Genomic DNA, 23,030 nt, shown 5'->3' with positions numbered 1-23,030 from the left:
AAAAAAGGTGCAATACCCTTGCGGATATTGCACCGATACGCGCCTCTCGCAGCAGCGTGAAAAACGATTCTCTTTGAGAAACTTGCGTTACACCCCGAGGGCACGACCCTCGGGGCGCATCGTTCGATCAGAACGAGTGCTGGATACCTGCGTACACGCCGGTTTGACCCTTGCCTTGCAGCGGGTTGTCCGTAGCAGCAGAGAAGCCCGGGTCGTTCGCATTCAGACCGAAGTTAGCCGTACGGCTGTTCGACACCCCTGCAATCTGGATGTCCAGCAGCGTGCGCTTGGACAGGTTGTACGAACCGCCGATCGTGTAGATCGTCGCATTGCCCGCGCCGTTGTTGCCGTTCACATGGTAGACCGCTGCGATCAGCGCGGCTGCCGGCGTTGCTTGCCAGGTCACACCACCCCATTCGTGATCGAGCGTGGTCGGCTCGCCCGGTCTGACGCCCGTTGCACCTGCCGTACGGATCGCCTGGTAAGCGGCCTGAACCTTGAACTGACCGAGGAACACGTTCACGAGCGCCGAGTATTCACGCGACGCAGCGAATGCGCCGGCGTTCGTCGGGTTACTCAACGAATTGATACCGTTGTTGGCGACCGGACCACCCCACAACTGGCCGTTTGCCGGGTTGCGGATTTCGTCATAGATACCGCGGACCTGGAACAACGAGCTCGTGTAGGTGACCTGCGCGCCAGCCTCGCGACCTTGCGGGGTCGTGCCGTTGCCGTTCCAGTTCGTGGAATTCGACAGCGCGTATTGGCCGTAGAAGTCAAAGCCTGCGAACTTCGGCGACTGGTACGCGAAGTTGTTGCTCGATTGCGGCCAGTTGCGGCCACGCACCAGCGATGCCGACGACCAGTTCGATTGACCGAACGGGTCGAAGTCCCACACGCCGTTCGAGATGAAGAGCATACGGCCCATCGTGAACGTACCGTACTGCGGGTTCGACAAACCGATCGTTGCCCAGCGATTGAAGAGACCGCCGCCGCCAGGACCCGCGCCCGTCATCGTGTTGAACGAGCCTTCCAACTGGAACAGGACCTTGTTGCCGGCGCCGATGTCCTCGACACCCTTCATGCCCCACAGGCTGGTACCCCAGTCGCCGCTTTCCGCTCTCCAGCGACTCGTGGTATTGGTGGCGGCGCCGTTGGCGTTGGGATTGTTCGGACTCGGAACACCCGACATGTATTCGATGCCCGCATCGAGGCGGCCATACAGCGTGACGCTGCTTTGAGCGTGAGCAACAACGCCGGCCGACATCAGCGCAGCGGCGAGCAAAGCTTTCTTCATCTTCTCCTCCATACCCTGTCAAAAAAAGAAACCCAGTACTGCGAGTGGTGTTCGGACGCGATCAACGCCGAACAGAAAGCGGTACCAGGGGAGAACGGCGGCGGATAGGGCCTCCTGTCATGACGTGCAGCGTCGAGCCGTCTTTGTGTCATGCCGATCCCTCGCCGACCGGTTCTCCTCTGTTTGAAGTGAAACTACTTTTAATCAACTTTCTTTTGCTACTTTGGTTACTAATTTATCAAAAATAACTTTAACTGGGAGAAGAAATTAGTACCGGCCATAAGGGGTGTCGCCAAATTGCAATACGAATGTGGGCCGAGACCCGCAGCGACCTCCGTGTAAAGCGCGCGAAGCCTTGTCCGGTAAGGTATTCCGGGCTTGGAAGGGGGCGTACTAAGGATTGCCACTATTGACGTTTTTAAAGTGGCAGGTTAGGGCGGTCAAAGTGGTCCAAAATGGCCGCCCTGGCGGGGTTTCGGCGCTTTTTCGTCGTTCGAATAGCCGAAAGGAGGGAGATGATAACAATAAAAAAGGCGCTCGTAAGCGCCTTGTAAAACTACTCCGACTACATTTCAGATGCGATTCGCATCATAAACAGTCGAGGTTAATCTTATTATTTGAGACTACCCGACAGGAATTGCTTCAAACGTTCGCTCCTCGTGTTCCGGAACACTTCGTCAGGATGGCCTTCTTCCTCGACGCGGCCCTGATGCAGGAACATCACATGATTCGACACGTTGCGCGCGAAGCCCATTTCGTGCGTCACGACGATCATCGTGCGGCCTTCCTCGGCGAGCTTCTGCATCACCTTCAGCACTTCGCCGACGAGCTCCGGGTCGAGCGCGGAGGTCGGTTCGTCGAACAGCATCACGTCGGGATGCATCGCCAGAGCCCGCGCAATCGCGACGCGCTGCTGCTGGCCGCCCGACAGATGCGACGGGTACTGCTTCTCGAGACGCGGCGCGAGACCGACCTTCTCGAGATATTCGCGCGCGCGGTCCTCGGCCTCCTTGCGCTTCAAACCGAGCACGTGCACCGGCGCCTCGATGATGTTCTCGAGCACGTTCATGTGCGACCACAGATTGAAATGCTGGAACACCATCGAGAGCTTCGTGCGCACGCGCTGCAACTGCTTCGGGTCCGACACGCGCAACGCGCCGTCCTTGGCGGTCTGCGTGCGCACTTCCTCGCCGTCCACGACAATGCGCCCCGCGTTCGGCTGTTCGAGAAAGTTGATGCAGCGGAGCATCGTGCTCTTGCCCGAGCCGGACGAACCGATCACACTGATCACGTCGCCGGCATTGGCTTTCAGCGACACGCCCTTGAGGACTTCGTTGTCGCCGTACTTTTTGTGAAGCTCGTCGACGAAGAGCTTCTGCTTCTTGGAATTCATCAGGATCCTTAACGAGCTTGCTTGTCCAGGGACGCGCAGTTACTTGCCTTGCGGCCGCAGGTAAGCGAGCCAGCGACGCTCGGCGCGGCGGAACAGCCACACGAGCGCGAAAGAAATACACAGATACAGCAGCGCGGCGATGCCGAACGCGTTGAACGACTGATACGTCGCGGAGTTCACGTCGCGGGCGATCTTCAGGATGTCCGGCACCGTGGCCGTGAACGCGACGGTGGTCGCGTGCAGCATCAGGATCACTTCATTGCTGTAGTAGGGCAGTGCGCGGCGCAGCGCCGACGGCAGAATGACGCGCCGGTACAGCGTGAACGACGACATGCCGTACGCGCGCGCCGCTTCGATCTCCCCATAAGGCGTCGCCTTGATCGCGCCCGCGAAGATCTCGGTCGTGTAGGCGCAGGTGTTGAGCGTGAACGCGAGCAGCGTGCAATTCATGCCGTCGCGGAAAAACGCGTTGGTCAGCTCGTTGTTGCGGATGATCTCGAGACTGTAAAGACCCGTGTAGCACAGCAGCAACTGCACATAGAGCGGTGTGCCGCGGAAGATATACGTATACAGCCACACGAGGCCCGCGAGCCATTTCTTCTTCGATACGCGTGCGACCGCGAGCGGCACCGACAGGCAGAAGCCGAGGCCGATCGACACGACCAGTAGCCACAACGTGATGGCGACGCCGGTGAAGCGGTAGCCGTCGCTGAAGAGATAGTTACGCCAATATTGCTGAATGATCTCGATCATAGATCCGCCTTTCGCACGCCGGTCGAGTAACGCTTTTCGAGGTACATCAGCACGAAGTTCGACACTGTGGTGATGAGGAGATAGATCGCTCCCGCGAGCAGGGTGAAGAAGAAGAATCGCAGCGTGCCTTTGCCGGCATCCTGCGAAGCCTTGACGACGTCGGCGAGACCGATGATCGACACGAGCGCGGTTGCCTTGACCATCACCTGCCAGTTATTGCCGATGCCAGGCAGCGCGAAGCGCATCATCTGCGGGAACATCACGCGCGAGAACACCTGCCAGCTCGTCATGCCGTAGGCCGCGCCCGCTTCGAGCTGACCGCGAGGGACCGCGAGAAACGCGCCGCGGAACGTCTCGGTGAAGTACGCGCCATAGATGAAGCCGAGCACGGCGACGCCGGCCACGAACGGGTCGATGTCGATCTGGTTCCAGCCGAACGCATCCGTCAGGTTGTTGAGCCAGATCTGAATGCTATAGAACAGCAGCAGCATCAGCACGAGATCGGGCACGCCGCGCACGAGCGTGGTGTACACGGTGCCGATGCCGTTCGAGAGGCGGTTCTTCGACAATTTCGCCGCCGCGCCGAGCAGGCCGAGCACGAAAGCGAGCACGAGCGAGAACACCGCCAGCTTGACGGTTTGCCAGGTGCCGCTGAGAAGCAGCGGGCCGTAGCCTTGGAGGAGCATAGGTAGTCCTTGACGATGCGCTCTTCGCGCGCCGCGAAAGACGCGGCCCGCGTTGCGCCGCGTTTGGGGCGAGCGGTTTCGCCCGTGATTCGCGGCGCACAGCGTGCCGCTGTGCAAATCATGCTGCAGAAACGTGGGCGCTCCTGCAGCGCGCTTTTCGGGACTTGCGTCCCGGTTTGTTTTGAATCTACTGCCGGGTGCTCATACTGACACTGTGACTGCCGCCGGCCTGCGCCGGCTTGCTACTGCGTATCGTGCCTGTTTCGTTCAACGCCCAGGATAAATATCGAAGTCGAAGTAGTGTTTTTCGAGCTTTTTGAACGTGCCGTCCTGATGAACCTCGGCCAGCGCCTGGTTGAACTTCGCTTTCAGATCGGTATCGCCCTTGCGCAGACCGATCGCGGTGCCTTCACCGATCGTCTTCGGATCGTTCACTTCCGGACCGGCCCAGGCGAAGCCCTTGCCACGCGGGGTCTTCAGAAAGCCGACGTCGGCCTGCACTTCATCCTGCAGCGCGGCATCGAGGCGGCCCGACGTGAGATCCGCATACACCTGGTCCTGATTCTGGTACGACACGACGATCACGCCTTTCGGTTCCCACCAGGCCTTCGCATACTGCTCCTGCGTCGAACCCTGCTCGACGCCGACGTGCTTGCCTTTCAGCGATTCAGGGGCGGGCAGAAGCGGCGAACCGGTCTTCGCGATCATGCGCGCGGGCGCGTCGAACAGCTTGTCGGAGAAGTCGATCTGCTCGCGCCGCTGGTCGGTGACACTGAGCGAGGAAATGATCGCGTCGAACTTGCGTGCCTTCAGCGCCGGAATGATGCCGTCGAGATCCTGCGCGACCCATACGCACTTCACGTTCATCTTCGCGCACAGCGCGCGAGTCAAGTCGGCATCGAAACCGACGATGCTGCCGTCAGGCGCCTTCGATTCGAAGGGCGGATAACTGGCGTCGACCCCGATGCGCACCGTTTTCCATTCCTTCGCCATCACTCCGGTGGCCATGACTGCCAGAGCCACGCACAGTGCGAACTTCTTCATAATTCTCCTGAATCAAACTGATCGTCGCGATGATTCGACTCGACGCGCGCCGGCCCAAGGCCGACGGTCGCTATTCTAGGCGGTCAAAATTGCCGTGCCGCCGGGATGTCGCCGCGCTCTCGTCGTCCTTCGCGGGCGATTCGTTCGGCACGGCGCGGTGATCCGGCGCGTTCGGTGCTTATCGGGTGCGCCTTGCCAGGGTGCAGCGCGAGCCGAAGCCCCGCCGCGCGGTGCTTGCCGCCATCCCGGCGAGGGCTGCCGGAGTGTCCCGAAGGTCCCGCGGGACGTCCACGCGTCTTAAAAAGCGCGGTATTTTACCCGAAGAGCGGCAAGGTGCCAGTGCTGGACGGCAGCGAGCGACAAGTCGCCGCGTACGGCGTGCCGCGTGAGCGACGCCGGTGCGGTTTTCCCGGCGCCGGACTCGACAGTCGCGCCGCGCCCGATTGCTTGCATCGATGGAACGCTCCGGTGCGGCCGCGCACGATTGTTAAGTGGCCGCGCAGCCTCTACATTGCCGGCATCGCTCTGATTGAACAGTTACCGGGAGACTCCCCATGATCGAGATTCGCCGCTCCGAAGAACGCGGCCACGCCAACCACGGCTGGCTCGACTCTTACCACAGCTTCTCGTTTGCCGATTACCGTGACCCGCAGCACGTGCATTTCGGGCCGCTGCGGGTGATCAACGAGGACCGTATCGCCGGCGGCGAGGGTTTCGGCACCCACGGTCATCGCGACATGGAGATCGTCACATATGTGCTCCAAGGCGCGCTCGCGCACCGTGACAGTATGGGCAACGGCTCGACGATCCGTCCCGGCGACGTGCAGCGCATGAGCGCCGGCACTGGCGTGCAGCATAGCGAGTTCAACGCGTCGCGCGACGAACTCGTGCACCTGCTGCAGATCTGGATCATTCCGCGCCGCGCGGGCGACCAACCCGGCTACGAGGAAAAGCGGTTCGACGCCGACAGCAAGCGCGGCCGCCTGCGCGTGATCGCCTCGCCCGATGGCCGCGACGGCTCGGTGACGATCCACGCGGACGCGTCGATCTACGCGGGCCTGTTCGACGGGGCCGAACACGCATCGTTCGCGCTGCCCGCGGGACGGCTCGCCTATCTGCACGTTGCGCGCGGCACGCTAAACGTGAACGGTACGGTGCTCGGGGCGGGCGATGCCGCGAAGCTCAGCGACGTCGACGCGGTCACGCTCGAAAAAGGAGAGAACGCCGAAGTGTTGCTGTTCGACCTCGGTCTGTTGAACGGCTGATTCGCATGGCCCGCGCGTAAAGCTGCGAACAGCGCCCAACGAAAACGCCACGGAAAACCTCTTCCGTGGCGTTTTTCCACTTGCGGGGCATCCTCCCTGTCCCGCCTCGCGGATGCGCTGCGCCGCTTACTGAGTGGCGGCCGGAGCCGAGGCCGCACCGTTCTGATGCTCCCAGCGCTCGCGCATCTTCTCGTGACGCTGCTCCATTCGCGCGAAGCGCTTCTTGAGGGCGGTGCTGACGGTGGTCTTCTGCTGGTCGTTCAGGCCGTTATAGAACTTGAGCCAGGCGTCGGTGGTTTGCTGACGCAGTTGCGCGTCCTTCTGCTCGATCTGCTGATGCGTTGCAGCCATTGCGTTCAAATCGAGGATCGGCTGCTGCTGCGCGGCCTTGAACTGGTCGCGAGCCTGCTCGTGGTTGGCGCGCATCGCTTCGCGGTTCTGCTTCATCGTGTCGAGCGCGTTTTGCCATAGCTTTTCCTGATCCGCGTTCAGCTTCAACTGGTCGTGGAGTTGGGTCAGTTCCTGCATGAAGTGGCCGTGCCAGCCGCCGGGGCCGCCGTGGGTGGGTTGAGCGGCATAAGCGGCGCCTGCCCCGATGGCGAGAGCGGTTACGGCAACGGCGAGAACGCGCGACGTCTTTTTGGTGGACATATGAGGCTCCTTGTAATGGAATAGCCGACGATGCAACCGGTCGTGGGATCGCCTGCACTCGGTAAGCCACAGCGTAGAGAACCGCACTGGCCGCTGTGTTACGCGTCGCGTCGTGGCGATTACCAGCAATTACGTGTGCCTTTCACGGTAACACCCAGTAACCCTTGAGGCGGTTCGGAAAACCAAAACCCTTTCTACCGCGCGTTAAACTTCATTCCATGGCTACTCAAATCCTGGTCGTCGACGACGACGTCGAACTTCGCGATCTGTTGCGCGACTATCTCGCCCGTCAGGGCATCGAAGTATCGGTGCTGCACGACGCGGGCTCGCTCGAACGGCGCCTCGAACGCGAGCGCCCCGACCTCATCGTGCTGGACCTGATGATGCCGGGCGTGGACGGTCTCACCGCGCTGCGCAAGCTGCGCGCGTCGGGCGACGATATCCCAGTCATCATGCTGACCGCGCGCGCGGACGACGTCGACCGTATCGTCGGTCTTGAACTCGGCGCGGACGACTACCTCGGCAAGCCGTTCAATCCGCGCGAATTGCTCGCGCGCGTGCAGGCGGTGCTGCGCCGCCGCCGCACGCTGCCGTCGGCGGCGGCGCCAGAGCAGCGCGAGCCGTTCAGCTTCGGCCGCTTCACGCTGGATTTCCACTCACGCACGCTGCATCTCGAAGACAAGCCGCTCACGCTGTCGGGCAGCGAGTTCGCGCTACTGAAGATTTTCGTCAATCACCCCATGCGCACGCTCACGCGCGAGCGCCTGCTGGAACTGCTGCACGGTCCCGAGTACGACGGCACCGACCGCGGCATCGACGTGCAGGTGTGGCGCCTGCGCCGCATCCTCGAGACCGACCCGTCCACGCCGCGCTTCATCCATACGGTGCGCGGCCGCGGTTACGTGTTCGTGCCGGACGGCGAGCAGCATGCGTCGGCCCATTGATTCGCTGTTCGGGCGGCTCGCGCTGCTCGTCGTCGCGGTGCTGATGCTGTCGCATTTCGCGTGGTATGGGCTAATGCGCCTCGAACGCACGCAACTGCAAACGCGCTACGCGGTCGAGGAAGCGACCTTTCTCGTCGACGCGGTGCGTCAGCACGTCGCCCGCACACCGGATCAACCGTTGCCGTCTCGCGTGAAACTCGTCGACCCGGCGAGCCCGGACGTGCCGGCGGTCAACCCGAACATGCCGGCATCGCTCGAGCATTTCGTCGAGGACGTGCGCGACCGCATGCCGGCCGGCACCCAGGTGCGCGTCGGCTCGCCGGGCGGTCCGCCCATGCTGTGGGTGCGCGCCACGACCGACCAGAACTGGATCGTGGTGCCGGCGCAGCCGTTGCGCATGCCGCGCTCGCTCGACCGCACGGTGCTATGGCTCGCCATCATCTTCTCTTTCGCGGTAATGGCGGCACTGTTCGCCGCGTGGGCGTTGCAGCAGCCGCTGCGCTCGCTCGCGCAGGCGGTCACACGCTTCGGTCGCGGGCTGCCGGTGCCGCCGGTGCCCGAGCGCGGCCCGCGCGAACTGCGGCAACTCACGCACGGTTTCAATCAGATGGTGCAGGAAGTCGGGCGCACCGAGCACGATCGCGCCGTGATGCTGGCCGGTGTGGCGCACGATCTGAAGACGCCGCTCGCGCGGCTGCGGCTGCGCGCCGAAATGATGGACGACGCGAAGACGCGCGACGGCGTCGTGCGCGACGTCGATTCGATGACGCATATCGTCGAGCAGTTCCTGGTGTTCGCGCACGACGGCGCGGACCGCAGCGAACCCGTGGAAGTGGATGCGCAGTGCGAGCGTGTCGTGCGCAGCTACAGGGCGGTCGCGGCCGGCGCGCCGACCGTGCAGACGGAACTGAACGCGGGGCCGTCGTTTGTGTTGCCCGCCGCCACGCTCGACCGGATCCTGTCGAACCTGCTCGACAACGCGCATGCGTATGGCGCGCCGCCGGTGGTCGTCGCGACCGCGCGCACGCCCCAGGGTTTTACGCTATCCATTAGCGACAACGGTCACGGCATCGCCGCGCAGGATCTGATCAACGCGAGCCGGCCGTTCGTGCGGCTCGATCCGGCTCGCGGCGGCAACGGCCATAGCGGACTGGGTCTGGCAATCGTCGAGCGGCTCGTGCGGCGCGCAGGCGGTGAATGGGAGATCGGCAATTACGGCGGCCGCGGCTTGCGGGTATTGATGAGTTTTCCGTTCGAAGTGCTGCCGAGGGTTGCGGCGGCTTCGGAAAGCGCCTGGTAGTACGGGGTATTCGAGTCGCGATGCGGGCACGGGGCGTCGGCATCGCGAGCGGGGAGAGATCAGTCCGAAAACAGCGTATTCAACGCATTCGCCGTTTCGCTATCCACGGTATTCCACGTCACCGATTCCGCCTCGAAAATGTAGTGCGTCGTATATTTGCCGAGACGCGCGAGTATTTCCTCCTGAATCAGTTCCGGCGCGACCTCCAGTTTCAGATACCACGCGGTCGACGACAGACGCGTCTGGAACGCGCCGTATTCAGCGAGCAGATTGTCGAATGCATCTGCGTCCTGATCGCGACAGACGATCACCAGATTTCCCTTCATGCGAATCTCCCGTTAGAGCGATAGTGGCAATCCAATCCTGGATCGATGATACCTGCTTCGTTGCGGGAGGCTCGGCGTCGTTTCGGCGCGGGCCGGATGCCGGCATGAGTTGGCTGAACGGCAGAGTATTAGCAACGCGTCGCGTACCGTGGCGAGCGTCGGGGCCTCACAAGGCATTGAGCGCCGTGCGCGTGGGCGGCGCGGTATCGTCGGGCGGCAGTGCCTCGGTGCGATCGCGCCCGCCGGTCTTCGCCGCGTACAGCGCGGTATCGGCGCGGCTCATGATGCGCTCGGGCAGATCGTCGGGCGACAGTTCGGTGATGCCGATGCTCACGCTCAGTTCCACCGATGGCGGCAGCCTCGGCGAGGGCACCGCCTTCAACCGCAGCCGCAGACGCTCGACCACCTCGCGCCCCGCCGTGAGATTGGTGGCCGGCAGCAGCAGGCCGAACTCCTCGCCGCCGAGCCGGCCGATCGCGTCGGAGACGCGCAGCTCCGCGCGGCAAGTATCGACGAAATGTTCGAGCGCGCGGTCGCCGGCGGCATGGCCGAAGCGGTCGTTGATCTGCTTGAAGTGATCGAGATCGGCGATCGCCATGCACAGCGGCTCGCGGCCCGCATGCGCGCGATCGATCTCGTGGCGCAGCAGATCGAGGAAATAGCGCCGCGACAGCGCGCCAGTCAGCGAATCTTGCCGCGCTTCCGCCGAAAGCAGGGTATTGGCCGACTGCAACTGCTCAGCGAGGTCGCGTGTCGCGCGGTGGTGACGCCGCTCGCGCACGTAGGATACGGTGATCACCCACGCGAGCGCGACGGTGCCGGCCAGCGTCAGAAACACGAGCAGATGGTCGCGCTTGTGGTTGCGCAGCAGCTCCGGCCACGCCGCGAGCGGATCGACCAGGTGCGCGGAGAGCCCCGAGTTCAGGCCGCCGCGGTTCTGATAGAGCGCAGGGACCGGCTGTTCGATCATCCCGAACAACTGCGCGGCGGCCGCCGCCGGCACCCACGGCGCCTGCTCGCGCATCTGCGTGTCTTCGAGGATCAGCATGTCGGGAAACGTCTCGCGGCGGTACATGATGCGCCGCTCGGCGGGGCTCATCTGCGTGACGCGCGAGTGCGGCAGCACATGGCCTTCGAGCGCGCTGTTGTGCGCCATGATGATGACGCCGTTGTCGTCGGAGACGAAGGTGCCCGCGTGCGCGACCCAGTGGCGCAAGCGCGCGATGCCGACCTTCGCGACCACCGCGCCGACGAGGAGCCCCTTCGAATAGACCGGTGCGGCAATGAAGATGCCCGGCTCGCCGGTCGTGTGACCGACGCCGTAGGCCTCGGAGAACGCGCCGAGTAGCGCGTTGGTCAGATAGCCGCGAGCCCGCATGTCCACCCCGACGAACGATTGCTGCGCGCCGTCCGGGCCCGACATCGAACTGCTCGACGCGACGCAGATGCCGTTCGCGTTGACGATCCAGACCTGATCGAGCCCGGAGAAGCCCTGCGCTTCGTGCAGGAACCTGCTGACCGCGGCCATCTTCGGGTCCTTCAGCAAGGCTGCACGCAGTGCGGGTTCCGCCGCCTCGCTGTTCGCGGCATAATTCTGCGATTGCGCCAGGGCGCGCTGGACCAGGTCCATTTCGGCCATGGTTGCGGGGATGGCGCGGGACATCGCGAGGTCGCTGGCAATCACTTCCGCCATGTTGTCGACGATCGACGTGGACATTTGCCGCTGGGTGCGCAACGCCGCGTCCAGCTCTTGCTGTACCATCCGGTCCGCGACCATGCCAGCCACGAACCAGCACACCAGTACGATCAGCACGAAGCTGACCGGCCCGGCTACCTGGCGCAAGGTTGTCCTGTTCATCGACCCTCTGATCCGTCTGGCAGTTACATGCAACTTGCTCGTTTGTGGCAGCGCACTTGCGCTGTGCCGGTGCCCGCGTCGGCCGCGGTTTCGTCCCGTCAAAAGCGACATGAGTTGCGCCGCCGCCGCGGCCCGGGATGAACCGCTGATAAACAGGTACGCGGACTTCCGATTTTAACCGTCGTGGAGCCCGACGCCACCGTTATTGCTGGGATGCCCCCTGCATATGCCGCGCCGATCAGGTTATTAACGGCAGCCGCGCCGCATTCTTGATATCTTTCCGGCCTTCCTGGCGATGGAATGCTGGAGCAACGATGGCCGATGCGGCGGCTGATGTGGCTTGCGCGCCACGCCGTGAGACGGCCACGCGACGTGTCACGCTGAAGTACGCAGGAGCAAGGTACAGTGCGGCGCGGCGACTTGAACCGTGGCTTGCTGAAGGTTTACGCCACGGCCTCGCGGTGCTGGATGGCGATTCGCGCCTGAAGGTTGTGCCTGAAACATAGGATGGTGTAGTGTCGTGCCGTCCAAAACGAGGAAAGCCCGCCAGCCCTCGGGCGGCGCCCGCGGCGACAGGAGTTCGGCGTAATGGTTATGGTCATGGGTGACGCGTCCACGAACATGCCGTTGCCGGCCCACGAGTCTCCAACGCTAACGATTTAACACGCACGCGCGTTTTGCCATGCCTGATTTCCGCTTTCCGGACCGACCCACAGCCCGCCGTGCGGTAGCCGCGGCCTCCTTCGAGCGTTCGAACGCCTGTCTCAAGGGGGAGGGCATCTGATGGATTTCAGTTTCGACCTGAAGCGCACCGCCAATGCCTCGGCGTGGCGCGTACTGCCCAATCGCTGGGACTTCGTCGCGTTTCCGCTGATCATCTGTCTGATCGCGATGGCGTCGATCGGTTTTCACGAGACGCTCGCGCCGATGTCGACGTTGAAGACGCAGGCGATCTCGCTCGATCCGGCCAACCTGCCCGAGTACGCGATGCGCACCACGCTGCGCATGCTCGCGGCGATGGTCGCGTCGCTGATCTTCACGCTCGTGTACGGCACGCTCGCCGCCAAGAGCCGCCGCGCCGGGCTGGTGCTGGTGCCGATTCTCGACATCCTGCAGTCGGTGCCGGTGCTCGGCTACATCTCGTTTACGGTCACGTTCTTCCTCGCGCTGTTCCCGGGCCGCGTGCTCGGCGCCGAGCTCGCCGCGATCTTCGCGATCTTCACGAGCCAGGCGTGGAACATGACGTTCAGCTTCTATCAGTCGCTGCGCACGGTGCCGCGCGATCTCGACGAGGTGTCGCGCGGCTTTCATCTGACCTCATGGCAGCGCTTCTGGAAGCTCGAAGTGCCGTTCTCGATGCCGGGCCTGATCTGGAACATGATGATGTCGATGTCGGGCGGCTGGTTCTTCGTCGTGGCCTCCGAAGCGATTACGGTCGGCAACAACACGATTACGCTGCCGGGCATCGGCGCCTATCTGGCGCAAGCGATCAGCGACCAGAACCTGCACGCGATCGGCTGGGTGATCCTCGCGATGACGGTCGTGATTCTGGCCTACGACCAGTTGCTGTTCCGTCCGCTCGTCGCGTGGGCCGACAAGTTCCGCATGGAGTTCACGAGTTCGGGCAACGCCCCGGAATCGTGGCTGCTCGACCTGATCCGCCGCACGCGGCTGATTCACCGGCTGCTCGTGCCGCTCGGCTGGATGTTCGCGCGTGCGGCTCGCGTGCGCTTCCAGCTGCCGGCGTTTAGCGCGCCGCGCTTTCACATTCCGCAGAGCGAGAAGAGCTCGAAGCTCGGCGACATCATCTGGGCGGCAATCGTGCTGCTCGCCACGCTGTACGTGGTGTACCGCGTGTTCCTGTATGTGCGCACCGGCGTGACGCTCGACGAGGTCGGTCACGTGTTCGTGCTCGGGCTGATCACGCTGCTGCGCGTGGTGGTGCTGATCGCGCTCGCTTCCGTGATCTGGGTGCCGATCGGCGTGCTGATCGGCCTGCGGCCGGCGCTCGCGGAAAAGGTCCAGCCGCTCGCGCAGTTCCTCGCCGCGTTCCCGGCGAACCTGCTGTTCCCGGTGTTCGTGATCGTGATCGTGCGCTTTCACCTGAACCCGGACATCTGGCTGTCGCCGCTGATCGTGCTCGGTACGCAGTGGTATATCCTGTTCAACGTGATCGCGGGTGCAAGCTCGTATCCGAACGACTACCGCGAGGCGGCCACCAATTTCCACATCCGCGGCTGGCAGTGGTGGCGTCAGGTCATGTTGCCGGGCATCTTCCCGTACTACGTCACCGGCGCGATCACGGCGTCGGGCGGTGCCTGGAACGCGAGCATCGTGTCCGAGTTCGTGCAGTGGGGCGATACCAGGGTCGCCGCGCATGGTCTCGGCGCCTATATCGCGCAGACCACCGCCGCGGGGGATTTTCCGAAGATCATCGTGGGCATTGCCGTGATGTCCCTGTTCGTGACCCTGTTCAACCGTCTGCTGTGGCGTCCGATGTACGCCTACGCCGAAGGCAAGCTCCGCCTAGATTGAGAAATGAAGGCTTAACGCGATGCAAAATCCTAAAGCTGCTATGACCGCCGCGCCGATCCAGACGCCGCCGAAGCCCCCGCGCCTCGGCGAGGAAATCCTGCGCGTCAAGGACGTGTGCCGCGGCTTCAACAAGACGCAGGGCGAGCTGCTCGTCCTCGACGACGCGAACCTGTCGCTGCGCGAAGGCGAGATCGTCGGATTGCTCGGCCGCTCGGGCTCGGGCAAGTCCACGCTGTTGCGCATCATCGCCGGCCTGATCGAGCCGACCGACGGTGAAGTCACGTATATGGGCAAGCCGCTCACTGGTCCGGCGAAGGGTGTCGCGATGGTGTTCCAGACCTTCGCGCTGTTTCCGTGGCTGACCGTGCTGCAGAACGTGGAGGCGGGTCTCGAGGCGCAAGGCGTCGGCGCGAGCGAGCGGCGCACGCGCGCGCTCGCGGCGATCGACCTGATCGGTCTGGACGGCTTCGAAAACGCCTATCCGCGCGAACTGTCGGGCGGCATGCGCCAGCGCGTCGGCTTTGCGCGCGCGCTCGTCGTCGATCCGACGCTGCTGCTGATGGACGAGCCGTTCTCCGCGCTCGACGTGCTGACCGCCGAAACGCTGCGTACCGACCTGCTCGATCTGTGGACGCAGGGCCGCATGCCGATCAAGGCGGTGCTGATCGTCACCCACAACATCGAGGAAGCGGTGTTCATGTGCGACCGCATTCTGGTGCTGTCGTCGAACCCGGGCCGCGTGATCGCCGAGATCAAGGTGCCGTTCAAGCATCCGCGCAACCGTCTGGACCCGGCGTTCCGCCGCCTCGTCGACGAGATCTACGCGAAGATGACCGCGCGTCAGACCGACGAAAAGACGCGGAAGGGGCTCGAGCTGGGCAGCTGGCTGCCGCACGTGTCGACCAACCTGATGGCCGGTCTGATCGAGACGCTTGCCGCCGCGCCATATCACGGCCGCGCGGACATGCCGGAAATCGCGCGCTCGTTGCATCTGGAAGTGGACGATCTGTTCCCGATCGCCGAAGTGCTGCAGCACCTTGGTTTCGCCGACGTGCGCGAGGGCGATATTTTCCTGACGCCGCCGGCGCGCGTGTTCTCCGAGTTCGGCACGCAGGAACGGAAGATGATGTTCGCCGAGCATCTGCTGCGGCACGTGCCGCTCGCGGCGCGGATCAAGAAGGTGCTGAACGAGCGGCCCGGACATCGCGCGCCGCGTGTGCGCTTCGAGCAGGAACTCGAAGACTTCCTGTCGGACAGCGCAGCGGAAGAAACGCTCGACGCGGTCATCAACTGGGGCCGTTACGGCGAAATCTTTTCGTATAACGACCAGACCGAGATCTTCAGTCTCGAAGACGTCGAGGCCTGAGCCTCGTCCAGCGTTCGCAATAGCGTCGGGCGCTTCACACAAGGGAGCGGCGGGTCCGGATCGGACCCGCCGCTTTTTCATTGCCGAGGGTCATTGCAGATTGCCCCAGCGGGCGACCGCCGGTTCGGCCGTCGCCCATTTCCAGCCTTTGTCCTGCTGGCACGCGCTCGCGAAGAACCACATGGCGGGCGCGTTCGGGCCGTCGCCGTCCTGTACCGAAAACACGAATTCCTTGCACAGCGCGAGCGCCGAGCCGAACGCGCGAGTCACCCGCACCTGGCCGTGGCCGTTCTCGATCGGCAACGTATGCTTGACCGACCACGGTTTCGTTTCGCCGACCGGCATCGTGCCGACCAGCGTCGCCATCAGATCCTGCTGGTCCTGGTGCATGCTGCGCATGTAGCGCGCGACTGCTTCGTCGGTCGCGGCCTGTACAGCGACGCCGACGCCGAGCGCGACGGCCGGGTTACTGGTCACGATGCCCGACGCGACACCCGCTGCCGCGCCGCTTGCCGCGCCGATCGACGAGCAGCCGCTCCCGAGCAGGACCGCGCCGACGCATAACGCGCCGGCCGCGAAGAGCCGCAGCCGGTCAGGCAGCGGAACGCCGGATGAGCATGCCCTCATTGCAGTGCGCCCCAACGCTCGGTGGCGGGTTCCGCTGATGCCCAACGCCAGTTCTGACCATCACGGCACACTGATGCGATGAAGAACGCGCTGCTCGCGGGTTTGTCGCGCGTGGCGTTCTGATCGACGGAAAAGACGATCTCCTTGCAGTCGAGCGCGCCGGTGCTGATCAGACGGCTGACGGTCACGCGGCCGTGCTCGTCGTCTTCGATGGGGAATGAATGGGTGATGCTCCACGGGGCGACCGCGCCGATTTCGAGGGGACCGGCTGCCTGCGCGATGCTGTTCTGGGTATTCGTGTGGACCACGCGCTCCGAGTACTGCACCCCGGCGCGCGCCGCGGCGACCGCGCCAAGACCGATACCGGTCGCGACCGCCGCATTGCTGGTGACCTTGTTGGCGACCGCGGCACCCGCGACACCGGCGCCCGCGACCGCACCTTCCGAGTACAACGAACTACAGCCGCTCAACGTCGACGAAACCGCCAGCGCCAGCGCCAGCGCGATCAGCGCGATTGCGTGAGGGCGTTTGTTTTCGGCAACGGACTTCCCGTTGCCGGCCCACCCCGTGTTCTTTTGCATTTCTCCCGTCCCTGCCCGTACAGGTGCCTTCGATCACACGTCGGGCGTGTAAGCGATGAGCACCTCGTTTAATACGCTGCCGCATTGTGCAGGATGCGTTTTGTAATTGGCAGCGGAAAAATGCAAAAAATTGCAAAACATCGTGCGCACTGCGATGTTTTGTGTGGCGACAAGGAATTGCCTGGCTATGCCAAACAATCAGGACACGGGGCAGATTTGCCGTTGGAGCCATTCCAAAGGGAGACGAACACAGTGCCGCATTGCGCTGCCTATTGTTCGTCTTCGCCTTCTTCTCGCTCGTCGCCGTATGCGCTCAAGCGGTTGTACAACGTTTTGAGGCTCACGCCGAGCGCTTTGGCCGCGCGCCGCTTGTCGCCGCCGCAGTACTTGAGCGTGCCGAGAATGATCTGCTTCTGCGCGTCGGCGAGCGGCGTACCGATCCACACGCTCATCGCATCGCCTTGCGTGACCGCTTTCTTGACCCGCGACGTGAGATGCGGATGCGGCAATTCAACGGTCTTCTCCGCGAGGATGAACGCCCGATAGACGGCGTTTTTCAGCTCGCGCACGTTGCCCGGCCATGACCATGAACGCAGTGTTTCGATCGAGCGTTTGCTGAAGCTCTTGTTCGTGGCTTCCTGCTGATTCAATTGCGCGAGGAAGTGTTGCGCGAGCAGTTCGCGATCGTTTTCGCGTTCGCGCAGCGGCGGCGCGCGCAGCGGAAACACTGCGAGCCGGTACATCAAATCCTCGCGCAAGCCGTTTTCCTTGACGGCCACCGCGGGATCGCGGTTAGTGGCGGCAATCACGCGCACGTTACCGCTGATCAGCTCGTTGCCGCCGACGCGATAGAACGTGCCAGTTTCGAGCGCGCGCAGCAGCTTGACCTGGCGCACGGGCGCCATTTCGGTGATTTCGTCGAGAAACAGCGTGCCGCCGTTGGCGTGTTCGAAATAGCCGACCCGGCCCTGGACCGCGCCGGTGAAGCTGCCTTTTTCGTGGCCGAACAGTTCGGCTTCGATCAGCTCGTCGGGAATCGCACCGCAGTTCACTGGGACGAACGCGCCGCCCTTGCGACTGCTGCGCTCGTGGATGGTGCGGGCGATCAGCTCCTTGCCGGTGCCCGATTCGCCGATGATCAGCGCGGTCGCGTCGGTATCGGCGACGCGTTCGATCTGCTCGTAAAGATCGAGCATCACCGGCGAGGAGCCGTACAGCAACCCATACGATTTCAGTCCCGCGACGCCGTCCGCGACGCACTGCTTCACTCGTGGCGACGCACTGCCACCGGCGGACACGGCGGGCGAGTCCAGATCGGTTGACGTCATAAAAAGGGAGTCCTGTGCAATTGAAGTCCGTGTTGGGGCGCGCAGGCCTTGAATGCGATAGACCGGACAGCCACTATCTCACAAAAGACGATTTAACCACTTCGGCACGGATTCCCGCAATCGAACTGGCCGCCGCCGAAATATCGCTGCTCGCCGTCGGTCGAAAGTGCCTGAAGCTGGCTTTTCCGGCGCGCTAAAGCGGTAAATATGCCGGGCACATGTTTTGCCCAATTGACCGCGTAATCGAGTCGTGCGAGCTTTGGACCGCTACGTCGCGTGCTCAACGATCGACTCGCGCATCCCGTGACATCGCGCGAATGCCGGATCAGACGAGGAGTGAACGATGACTGACACCACGCAACAACTTGCACTCGGCGGACAGAAGATCGTCGAGGATCTCCGGGTGCTGCTGAGGGACTCGGAGGAAATGCTGCGGCTCGCCGCCAACGTGCCGGGCGAAGGCGTCGATGCCTTGCGCTCCCGGCTCGGTAACCACGTGGAAACGCTGCAGTCGGCGCTCGGCGACGCGCAGCGCAACGTGCATCGCCGGTATCGCGAGGCGACGCTCGGCACCGAGCGCTACGTGCGGCATAACCCGTGGCGTTCGCTCGCGATCGCGGCGGCGAGCGGTTTTCTGCTCGGCGTGCTGGTCGCGCGTTAAATGCGGCGCTTGCTTTGGAAAGCCTGTATTCATCCGCATAACGATCCAAGGAGTTCATGATGGCACGACCCACGATTGGCATTTTCGGCGCTTTGATGGCGCTCGGCGGCTTGCTGGCGGTTCGCTACGTGCAGCACAAACGCACGGGCCAGGTGTATCCAGCTCGCGATCTGAGCCGCTGGGAAAACGAGGGCGGCGCGGTGGCGGCGCCGACGGCCTCATCGACGCAGACCGCACCCGCCACGCAGAGCACCGACGGCTCGGGGCAGGTCAACGGCGAAAGCGGTGCATGGCCGTTTCCGCGTGGCTGACGCGGTGTATTCGAATACCAAGCGGCCGGCAGCAGCGGTACCGGAGAGTCAAATGAATCTTATAAAGCCGTATAATGGGTAAGTCGGCAACAATAGCGCGGAAATAAGCGGGTGCTAAGCCGTTATTGTTGCAATTTTCAATCAAATAAGCCGATCTGACTCGCGGCATGCCCCGTTGGCATGTTCCGGCCGGCAGTCTGATCCGCGCTTGCAGGCTTTCGAAACGCGATGCCACATGTACTGATTGTCGATGACGACGCAGGTACCCGTGAGGCGCTTTCCGCCATCATCGGGCAAGACGGACTGACCACCGCCACTGCGGGCGATCTGCGCGAAGCGCGCATTCAACTGGTCCGGCAGGTGCCGGATGTCGTATTCACCGACCTGAAGCTGCCCGACGGCAGCGGGGTCGATCTGTTCGAGGATCTCGATCCGCGCTCCGGCGTGGAAGTGATCGTCATCACCGGTCACGCGACGGTCGAGTCGGCGGTCAGCGCGCTGAAAATGGGCGCGGCCGACTACCTCGTGAAACCGATCAACATGCAGCGCGTGAAGGCGATTCTCTCGCGCCTGCCGCGCGCTGGCGACCTGAAGGCCGAGATCGGCACGCTGCGCGGCGAATTGCGCCGGATGGGGCGTTTCGGTCTGATGCTCGGCAATTCGCCGGCGATGCAGGAGGTCTACGACCAGATTAGCCGCGTCGCGCCGACGGCTGCCTCGGTGATGCTCGTCGGCGAATCGGGCACCGGCAAGGAAGTCGCCGCGCAGACGCTGCACCAGCTGAGCCTGCGCCGCAAGCATGCGTTTCTCGCGGTCAATTGCGGCGCGATTTCGCCGAATCTGATCGAATCGGAAATGTTCGGGCACGAGCGCGGTTCGTTCACCGGCGCGGACCGGCAGCACAAGGGCTATTTCGAGCGCGCGAACGGCGGAACGCTGTTTCTCGACGAAATCACCGAGATGCCGATCGAATTGCAGGTGAAGCTGCTGCGGGTCCTCGAGACCGGCATGTTCATGCGGGTCGGCACGACCAAGGAGATCGAGACCGACGTGCGTCTGATCGCGGCGACCAATCGCGATCCGGAGCAGGCCGTACTCGAAGGCAAGCTGCGGCTCGACCTTTATCACCGCTTGAACGTGTTTCCGATCAGCCTGCCGCCATTGCGCGAGCGCGGCAAGGACGTCGAGCTGCTCGCGCAATCGTTCCTCGATGAGCTCAACGAGCGCCACGCGACGAAGAAGCATTTCCCGGCCGCGGTGAAAGACATGCTGCTGTCTTATCCGTGGCCGGGCAACGTGCGCGAGCTGAAGAACTATGTGCAGCGTGCGCACATCATGTCGAGTGCGGATTCGGATAGCACGGCTACGGTGCCGTTGCAGATCACGCTGTCGAAGCCAGCGGCGGGGACCGCCATCACGATCCCGTTCGGCACTTCGCTCGCGGAAGCCGACCGGCAACTGATCCTTGCAACGCTCGAGCAATGCGGCGGAGTGAAAACGCGCGCCGCGGAAATTCTCGGCATCAGCCTCAAGACGCTGTACAACCGGCTCGTCGAATACGGCAACGATGCGCGCGAAGACGGCGATCCCGCCGACGAATCGCGTGCGCTCGGCGGCGCGGACGCCTGATCCGCGCTCGTTCGCACGTCGTTTGCATCATCGGCTCTCACCCGCCCGGTTCTCCGGGCGGGCGCTCTGACGGCACAGGCATTGCTCCGCTCCGGTGGAACGCAAAACGAGATCCCCGACATGCCGTATTACGCCGCCGTTCCCGCATCCTCTCTGCCGCTGCGGGCTCACCGGCCCGAGCCGGTCGAGCCGCCCACTGCGCCTCCCGTTGCGCCGCCCGACCCCGGCGAACCCGACACGGTTCCCGGCCCGACACCCGAGCCGATCGAACCCGACGAACCGGTCGCGCCCCCGATCGGCGACCCTCCCCCGCAGCCTGCACAAACACCTCAAGCCGACCCGCGTCCGCCGCGCGCACCGTAATGTCGACACGGCCATCCATGCCGGCGGGCGCGCCGTCCCAGATCGGATGCAGCCGGCGCACCGCACGAGGCCGGTCGCCCCAAACCGGTGCAGGGCATTGCTGTATTTGTTACAAAGCCGACGCATGTTTTACCGGCAATTTACGGTTTCGCCCCCTAGACTGTATGGGTGCCGCGACAAGCGGCAGGCTTCCCCGGAGGCACGATCATGAGACATCCCGCATTGCGACGTTCCGCGCGGCATTCCAGGCGCGGGCCCCGTCCGGCCGACGTCAAGACGGAGCCGGTGGAGTCGCCGGACCCGGCCGCGCAGAATCGGATCGCTCCGCATACGCCGCCGGACGGCGAGCACAACCAGGGCGGGGTGCGTCAGGAAGGCCTTGAATACCAGCGCGATCTGGGCTCGGAGCAAGACGCCTGAAGCTGCGCAGCATCCGCAAAGGATGCCGCGACGGGCTCGACGCTGGTAAGAAACACCTCTGCCTCTGATATAAGACAGAAGAATTTTCTTCGCGATCCGCGATGATCGCAGTGGTTTGGCTCGCCCGTCACATTTTCATACAAATTTATTCCCGGAATCTCATATATCGGCACAGTGCTTGCATGCACCGTTTTGGCACATTTCCGCATACAACGAAACAATGGAGCACTAATGAGCAGATTGATCGTGGTATCGAATCGTGTCGCACCGATTCAGGAAGCGCGTCCGGCCGCAGGCGGGCTCGCAATCGGCGTACTGGACGCGCTGAAAGAGACTGGCGGCGTCTGGTTCGGCTGGAGCGGTGAAACGGTCAGCGAACCATCCGCGCCCGTGATCGAGAAGCAGGGCAACTTCACCTACGCCACGGTGGGCCTCACCAAGCGCGACTACGACGAGTACTACCGCGGCTTTTCCAACACGACGTTGTGGCCGACCTTCCACTATCGCAATGACCTGTCCCGCTACGACCGCGACGACTACGCCGGCTACCTGCGCGTCAACGCGACGCTGGCGAAGCAGCTCAAGGAACTGCTCAAGCCGAGCGACATCATCTGGGTGCACGACTACCACCTGCTGCCGTTCGCGCGTTGCCTGCGCGATCTGGGCGTGATGAATCCCATCGGCTTTTTCCTGCACATTCCGTTTCCAGTGCCCGAAGTATTGCGCACGATTCCGCCGCACGAGGAACTGGTCAAGGCGATGTGCAGCTACGACGTGATCGGCTTTCAAACCGAGGCGGATCGTCAGTCGTTCGTCGACTATGTCGGGCGCGGTCATCACGGCACATCGAGCGAAGACGGCATGGTGCACGCGTACAACCGCTTCCTGAAGGTCGGCGCATACCCGATCGGCATCTATCCGGATGCAATCGCGAAAACCGCCGAGCAGTACATCGACCGCAAGGCGGTACGCAGCCTGCGCGACGGCATGCGCGGGCGCAAGCTGATCATGAGCGTCGACCGGCTCGACTATTCGAAGGGGTTGGTCGAGCGCTTCCAGGCGTTCGAGCGGCTGTTGCAGAACGCGCCCGGCTGGCATGGCCGCGTCTCGCTCGTGCAGATCGCCCCGCCGACGCGCGCCGACGTGCAGACCTATCAGCGCATCCGCCAAACGCTGGAGGGCGAAGCGGGCCGGATCAACGGCCGTTTTGCGCAGCTCGACTGGACGCCGATCCAGTATTTGAATCGCAAATACGAACGCAATCTGCTGATGGCGCTATTCCGCCAATCGCAGGTCGGCTACGTGACGCCGCTGCGCGACGGGATGAACCTCGTGGCCAAGGAATACGTCGCGTCGCAGGATCCGGCCGATCCGGGCGTGCTCGTGCTCTCGCAATTCGCGGGCGCGGCCGAGCAGTTACCTGGGGCGCTCGTCGTCAATCCGTTCGATCTGTCGCAGATGGCCGAAGCGCTCGAACGCGCGCTCTCGATGCCGCTCGCCGAGCGTCAGGCGCGTCACGCCGACATGATGGAGCCGATGCGCGAGAACAATCTGTCGGTATGGCGGGACACGTTCCTTGACGATCTGCGCCACGTCGCGACTGCGTCTTCGGTGACGGCCAAAGCGGTAAAGCTCGCTGACGTGACGGCATCGCCCTGAGCCCTCAGGTGCGGCGCGCCTCGCCGGGTGGCG

Annotated in this window: 23 protein-coding genes; 12 read left to right on the top strand and 11 right to left on the bottom strand. The window is 63.5% G+C overall.

Annotation, left to right across the window (positions count from 1 at the left end; genetic code table 11):
- Positions 1 to 127 precede the first annotated feature (127 nt).
- The 5 genes from LJ655_RS03985 to LJ655_RS03965 all read right to left on the bottom strand — a co-directional run bounded on the left by LJ655_RS03985 (position 128) and on the right by LJ655_RS03965 (position 5,173).
- A complete protein-coding gene (locus tag LJ655_RS03985; RefSeq protein WP_230559966.1) occupies positions 128 to 1,297 on the bottom strand; it encodes a porin in 1,170 nt (389 codons plus the stop codon).
- 613 nt (positions 1,298 to 1,910) lie between these two features.
- Complete coding sequence (locus LJ655_RS03980; RefSeq protein WP_230559965.1) at positions 1,911 to 2,690, bottom strand: ABC transporter ATP-binding protein; 780 nt, start codon at positions 2,688 to 2,690, stop codon at positions 1,911 to 1,913.
- A 39-nt stretch (positions 2,691 to 2,729) separates the two neighbouring features.
- Entirely contained in the window at positions 2,730 to 3,443 is a 714-nt protein-coding gene (locus tag LJ655_RS03975; protein WP_230559964.1) for an ABC transporter permease, read from the bottom strand.
- A complete protein-coding gene (locus LJ655_RS03970) occupies positions 3,440 to 4,129 on the bottom strand; it encodes an ABC transporter permease (RefSeq protein WP_230559963.1) in 690 nt (229 codons plus the stop codon). The genes LJ655_RS03975 and LJ655_RS03970 overlap by 4 nt, the downstream gene beginning before the upstream one ends.
- 267 nt (positions 4,130 to 4,396) lie before the next feature.
- Positions 4,397 to 5,173 carry an ABC transporter substrate-binding protein gene (locus LJ655_RS03965; RefSeq protein ID WP_230559962.1) on the bottom strand — a complete coding sequence of 259 codons (777 nt, stop codon included), beginning with the start codon at positions 5,171 to 5,173 and terminating at the stop codon, positions 4,397 to 4,399.
- Between the two features lie 554 nt (positions 5,174 to 5,727).
- On the opposite strand from LJ655_RS03965, the gene LJ655_RS03960 reads away from it, so the two are divergent.
- Positions 5,728 to 6,438 (top strand): pirin family protein, encoded by a 711-nt coding sequence (locus LJ655_RS03960; protein WP_230559961.1) that lies wholly within the window; start codon positions 5,728 to 5,730, stop codon positions 6,436 to 6,438.
- 126 nt (positions 6,439 to 6,564) lie between these two features.
- On the opposite strand, the gene LJ655_RS03955 is transcribed toward LJ655_RS03960, so the two are convergent.
- Positions 6,565 to 7,089, bottom strand: coding sequence for a periplasmic heavy metal sensor (locus tag LJ655_RS03955; protein ID WP_230559960.1), 525 nt, complete (start codon positions 7,087 to 7,089; stop codon positions 6,565 to 6,567).
- Positions 7,090 to 7,307: 218 nt separating this feature from the next.
- Between LJ655_RS03955 and LJ655_RS03950 the strand changes: the two genes are divergently transcribed.
- On the top strand, positions 7,308 to 8,033 hold the full coding sequence (locus tag LJ655_RS03950) for a response regulator (protein WP_230559959.1): 726 nt from the start codon (positions 7,308 to 7,310) through the stop codon (positions 8,031 to 8,033).
- On the top strand, positions 8,017 to 9,333 hold the full coding sequence (locus LJ655_RS03945) for an ATP-binding protein (RefSeq protein WP_230559958.1): 1,317 nt from the start codon (positions 8,017 to 8,019) through the stop codon (positions 9,331 to 9,333). The genes LJ655_RS03950 and LJ655_RS03945 overlap by 17 nt, the downstream gene beginning before the upstream one ends.
- A 59-nt stretch (positions 9,334 to 9,392) precedes the next feature.
- On the opposite strand, the gene LJ655_RS03940 is transcribed toward LJ655_RS03945, so the two are convergent.
- Together LJ655_RS03940 and LJ655_RS03935 are read right to left on the bottom strand one after the other, a co-directional pair.
- The gene (locus tag LJ655_RS03940; protein WP_230559957.1) at positions 9,393 to 9,659 is read right to left on the bottom strand and encodes a double-stranded DNA-specific endonuclease; all 267 of its coding nucleotides are present in this window, start codon (positions 9,657 to 9,659) and stop codon (positions 9,393 to 9,395) included.
- Positions 9,660 to 9,825: 166 nt separating this feature from the next.
- Positions 9,826 to 11,517: a sensor domain-containing diguanylate cyclase gene (locus tag LJ655_RS03935; protein WP_230559956.1), complete on the bottom strand. Its 1,692-nt coding sequence runs from the start codon at positions 11,515 to 11,517 to the stop codon at positions 9,826 to 9,828.
- 783 nt (positions 11,518 to 12,300) lie between these two features.
- On the opposite strand from LJ655_RS03935, the gene LJ655_RS03930 reads away from it, so the two are divergent.
- Together LJ655_RS03930 and LJ655_RS03925 are read left to right on the top strand one after the other, a co-directional pair.
- A complete protein-coding gene (locus LJ655_RS03930; protein WP_230559955.1) occupies positions 12,301 to 14,052 on the top strand; it encodes an ABC transporter permease in 1,752 nt (583 codons plus the stop codon).
- Between the two features lie 19 nt (positions 14,053 to 14,071).
- Entirely contained in the window at positions 14,072 to 15,418 is a 1,347-nt protein-coding gene (locus LJ655_RS03925) for an ABC transporter ATP-binding protein (RefSeq protein WP_230559954.1), read from the top strand.
- A 90-nt stretch (positions 15,419 to 15,508) separates the two neighbouring features.
- Here the strand turns inward: LJ655_RS03925 and LJ655_RS03920 are convergent, their stop codons facing one another.
- From LJ655_RS03920 to LJ655_RS03910, 3 genes are all read right to left on the bottom strand, one after another.
- The gene (locus tag LJ655_RS03920) at positions 15,509 to 16,045 is read right to left on the bottom strand and encodes a hypothetical protein (RefSeq protein WP_230559953.1); all 537 of its coding nucleotides are present in this window, start codon (positions 16,043 to 16,045) and stop codon (positions 15,509 to 15,511) included.
- Complete coding sequence (locus LJ655_RS03915; protein ID WP_230559952.1) at positions 16,042 to 16,626, bottom strand: hypothetical protein; 585 nt, start codon at positions 16,624 to 16,626, stop codon at positions 16,042 to 16,044. Before LJ655_RS03915 ends, LJ655_RS03920 begins: the two co-directional genes overlap by 4 nt.
- Before the next feature lie 269 nt (positions 16,627 to 16,895).
- Positions 16,896 to 17,954, bottom strand: a complete 1,059-nt coding sequence (locus LJ655_RS03910) for a sigma-54 interaction domain-containing protein (RefSeq protein WP_230559951.1) — start codon at positions 17,952 to 17,954, stop codon at positions 16,896 to 16,898.
- A 14-nt stretch (positions 17,955 to 17,968) separates the two neighbouring features.
- On the opposite strand from LJ655_RS03910, the gene LJ655_RS03905 reads away from it, so the two are divergent.
- From LJ655_RS03905 to otsA, 7 genes are all read left to right on the top strand, one after another.
- Positions 17,969 to 18,151, top strand: coding sequence for a hypothetical protein (locus LJ655_RS03905; protein ID WP_230559950.1), 183 nt, complete (start codon positions 17,969 to 17,971; stop codon positions 18,149 to 18,151).
- A 146-nt stretch (positions 18,152 to 18,297) separates the two neighbouring features.
- Positions 18,298 to 18,615: an ElaB/YgaM/YqjD family protein gene (locus LJ655_RS03900; protein ID WP_230559949.1), complete on the top strand. Its 318-nt coding sequence runs from the start codon at positions 18,298 to 18,300 to the stop codon at positions 18,613 to 18,615.
- Between the two features lie 59 nt (positions 18,616 to 18,674).
- Positions 18,675 to 18,926: a hypothetical protein gene (locus tag LJ655_RS03895; protein ID WP_230560261.1), complete on the top strand. Its 252-nt coding sequence runs from the start codon at positions 18,675 to 18,677 to the stop codon at positions 18,924 to 18,926.
- Positions 18,927 to 19,154: 228 nt separating this feature from the next.
- Positions 19,155 to 20,555, top strand: a complete 1,401-nt coding sequence (locus LJ655_RS03890; RefSeq protein ID WP_230559948.1) for a sigma-54-dependent transcriptional regulator — start codon at positions 19,155 to 19,157, stop codon at positions 20,553 to 20,555.
- Positions 20,556 to 20,675: 120 nt separating this feature from the next.
- The gene (locus tag LJ655_RS03885) at positions 20,676 to 20,918 is read left to right on the top strand and encodes a hypothetical protein (RefSeq protein ID WP_230559947.1); all 243 of its coding nucleotides are present in this window, start codon (positions 20,676 to 20,678) and stop codon (positions 20,916 to 20,918) included.
- Between the two features lie 207 nt (positions 20,919 to 21,125).
- Complete coding sequence (locus LJ655_RS03880) at positions 21,126 to 21,338, top strand: hypothetical protein (RefSeq protein WP_230559946.1); 213 nt, start codon at positions 21,126 to 21,128, stop codon at positions 21,336 to 21,338.
- A gap of 231 nt (positions 21,339 to 21,569) precedes the next feature.
- Positions 21,570 to 22,997, top strand: coding sequence for an alpha,alpha-trehalose-phosphate synthase (UDP-forming) (gene otsA, locus LJ655_RS03875; RefSeq protein ID WP_230559945.1), 1,428 nt, complete (start codon positions 21,570 to 21,572; stop codon positions 22,995 to 22,997).
- The last annotated feature ends 33 nt before the right edge of the window (positions 22,998 to 23,030 follow it).

The sequence above is a fragment of the Paraburkholderia translucens genome (genome assembly GCF_020881035.1).
Lineage (GTDB): Bacteria > Pseudomonadota > Gammaproteobacteria > Burkholderiales > Burkholderiaceae > Paraburkholderia > Paraburkholderia translucens.
The sequence above is the reverse complement of the archived record's forward strand: the minus strand, read 5'-3'. Positions and strand labels throughout refer to the sequence as shown.

Bases quoted from the DNA above. Each gene is read 5' to 3' on its own strand.
- LJ655_RS03950 (WP_230559959.1), top strand. From the start codon at position 7,308: ATGGCTACTCAAATCCTGGTCGTCGACGACGACGTCGAACTTCGCGAT.
- LJ655_RS03925 (WP_230559954.1), top strand. From the start codon at position 14,072: ATGCAAAATCCTAAAGCTGCTATGACCGCCGCGCCGATCCAGACGCCG.
- LJ655_RS03970 (WP_230559963.1), bottom strand. From the start codon at position 4,129: ATGCTCCTCCAAGGCTACGGCCCGCTGCTTCTCAGCGGCACCTGGCAA.
- LJ655_RS03880 (WP_230559946.1), top strand. From the start codon at position 21,126: ATGAGACATCCCGCATTGCGACGTTCCGCGCGGCATTCCAGGCGCGGG.
- LJ655_RS03945 (WP_230559958.1), top strand. From the start codon at position 8,017: ATGCGTCGGCCCATTGATTCGCTGTTCGGGCGGCTCGCGCTGCTCGTC.
- otsA (WP_230559945.1), top strand. From the start codon at position 21,570: ATGAGCAGATTGATCGTGGTATCGAATCGTGTCGCACCGATTCAGGAA.
- LJ655_RS03965 (WP_230559962.1), bottom strand. From the start codon at position 5,173: ATGAAGAAGTTCGCACTGTGCGTGGCTCTGGCAGTCATGGCCACCGGA.
- LJ655_RS03915 (WP_230559952.1), bottom strand. From the start codon at position 16,626: ATGCAAAAGAACACGGGGTGGGCCGGCAACGGGAAGTCCGTTGCCGAA.
- LJ655_RS03980 (WP_230559965.1), bottom strand. From the start codon at position 2,690: ATGAATTCCAAGAAGCAGAAGCTCTTCGTCGACGAGCTTCACAAAAAG.
- LJ655_RS03960 (WP_230559961.1), top strand. From the start codon at position 5,728: ATGATCGAGATTCGCCGCTCCGAAGAACGCGGCCACGCCAACCACGGC.
- LJ655_RS03940 (WP_230559957.1), bottom strand. From the start codon at position 9,659: ATGAAGGGAAATCTGGTGATCGTCTGTCGCGATCAGGACGCAGATGCA.
- LJ655_RS03890 (WP_230559948.1), top strand. From the start codon at position 19,155: ATGCCACATGTACTGATTGTCGATGACGACGCAGGTACCCGTGAGGCG.
- LJ655_RS03920 (WP_230559953.1), bottom strand. From the start codon at position 16,045: ATGAGGGCATGCTCATCCGGCGTTCCGCTGCCTGACCGGCTGCGGCTC.
- LJ655_RS03900 (WP_230559949.1), top strand. From the start codon at position 18,298: ATGACTGACACCACGCAACAACTTGCACTCGGCGGACAGAAGATCGTC.
- LJ655_RS03955 (WP_230559960.1), bottom strand. From the start codon at position 7,089: ATGTCCACCAAAAAGACGTCGCGCGTTCTCGCCGTTGCCGTAACCGCT.
- LJ655_RS03930 (WP_230559955.1), top strand. From the start codon at position 12,301: ATGGATTTCAGTTTCGACCTGAAGCGCACCGCCAATGCCTCGGCGTGG.
- LJ655_RS03885 (WP_230559947.1), top strand. From the start codon at position 20,676: ATGCCGTATTACGCCGCCGTTCCCGCATCCTCTCTGCCGCTGCGGGCT.
- LJ655_RS03935 (WP_230559956.1), bottom strand. From the start codon at position 11,517: ATGAACAGGACAACCTTGCGCCAGGTAGCCGGGCCGGTCAGCTTCGTG.
- LJ655_RS03910 (WP_230559951.1), bottom strand. From the start codon at position 17,954: ATGACGTCAACCGATCTGGACTCGCCCGCCGTGTCCGCCGGTGGCAGT.
- LJ655_RS03975 (WP_230559964.1), bottom strand. From the start codon at position 3,443: ATGATCGAGATCATTCAGCAATATTGGCGTAACTATCTCTTCAGCGAC.
- LJ655_RS03985 (WP_230559966.1), bottom strand. From the start codon at position 1,297: ATGAAGAAAGCTTTGCTCGCCGCTGCGCTGATGTCGGCCGGCGTTGTT.
- LJ655_RS03895 (WP_230560261.1), top strand. From the start codon at position 18,675: ATGGCACGACCCACGATTGGCATTTTCGGCGCTTTGATGGCGCTCGGC.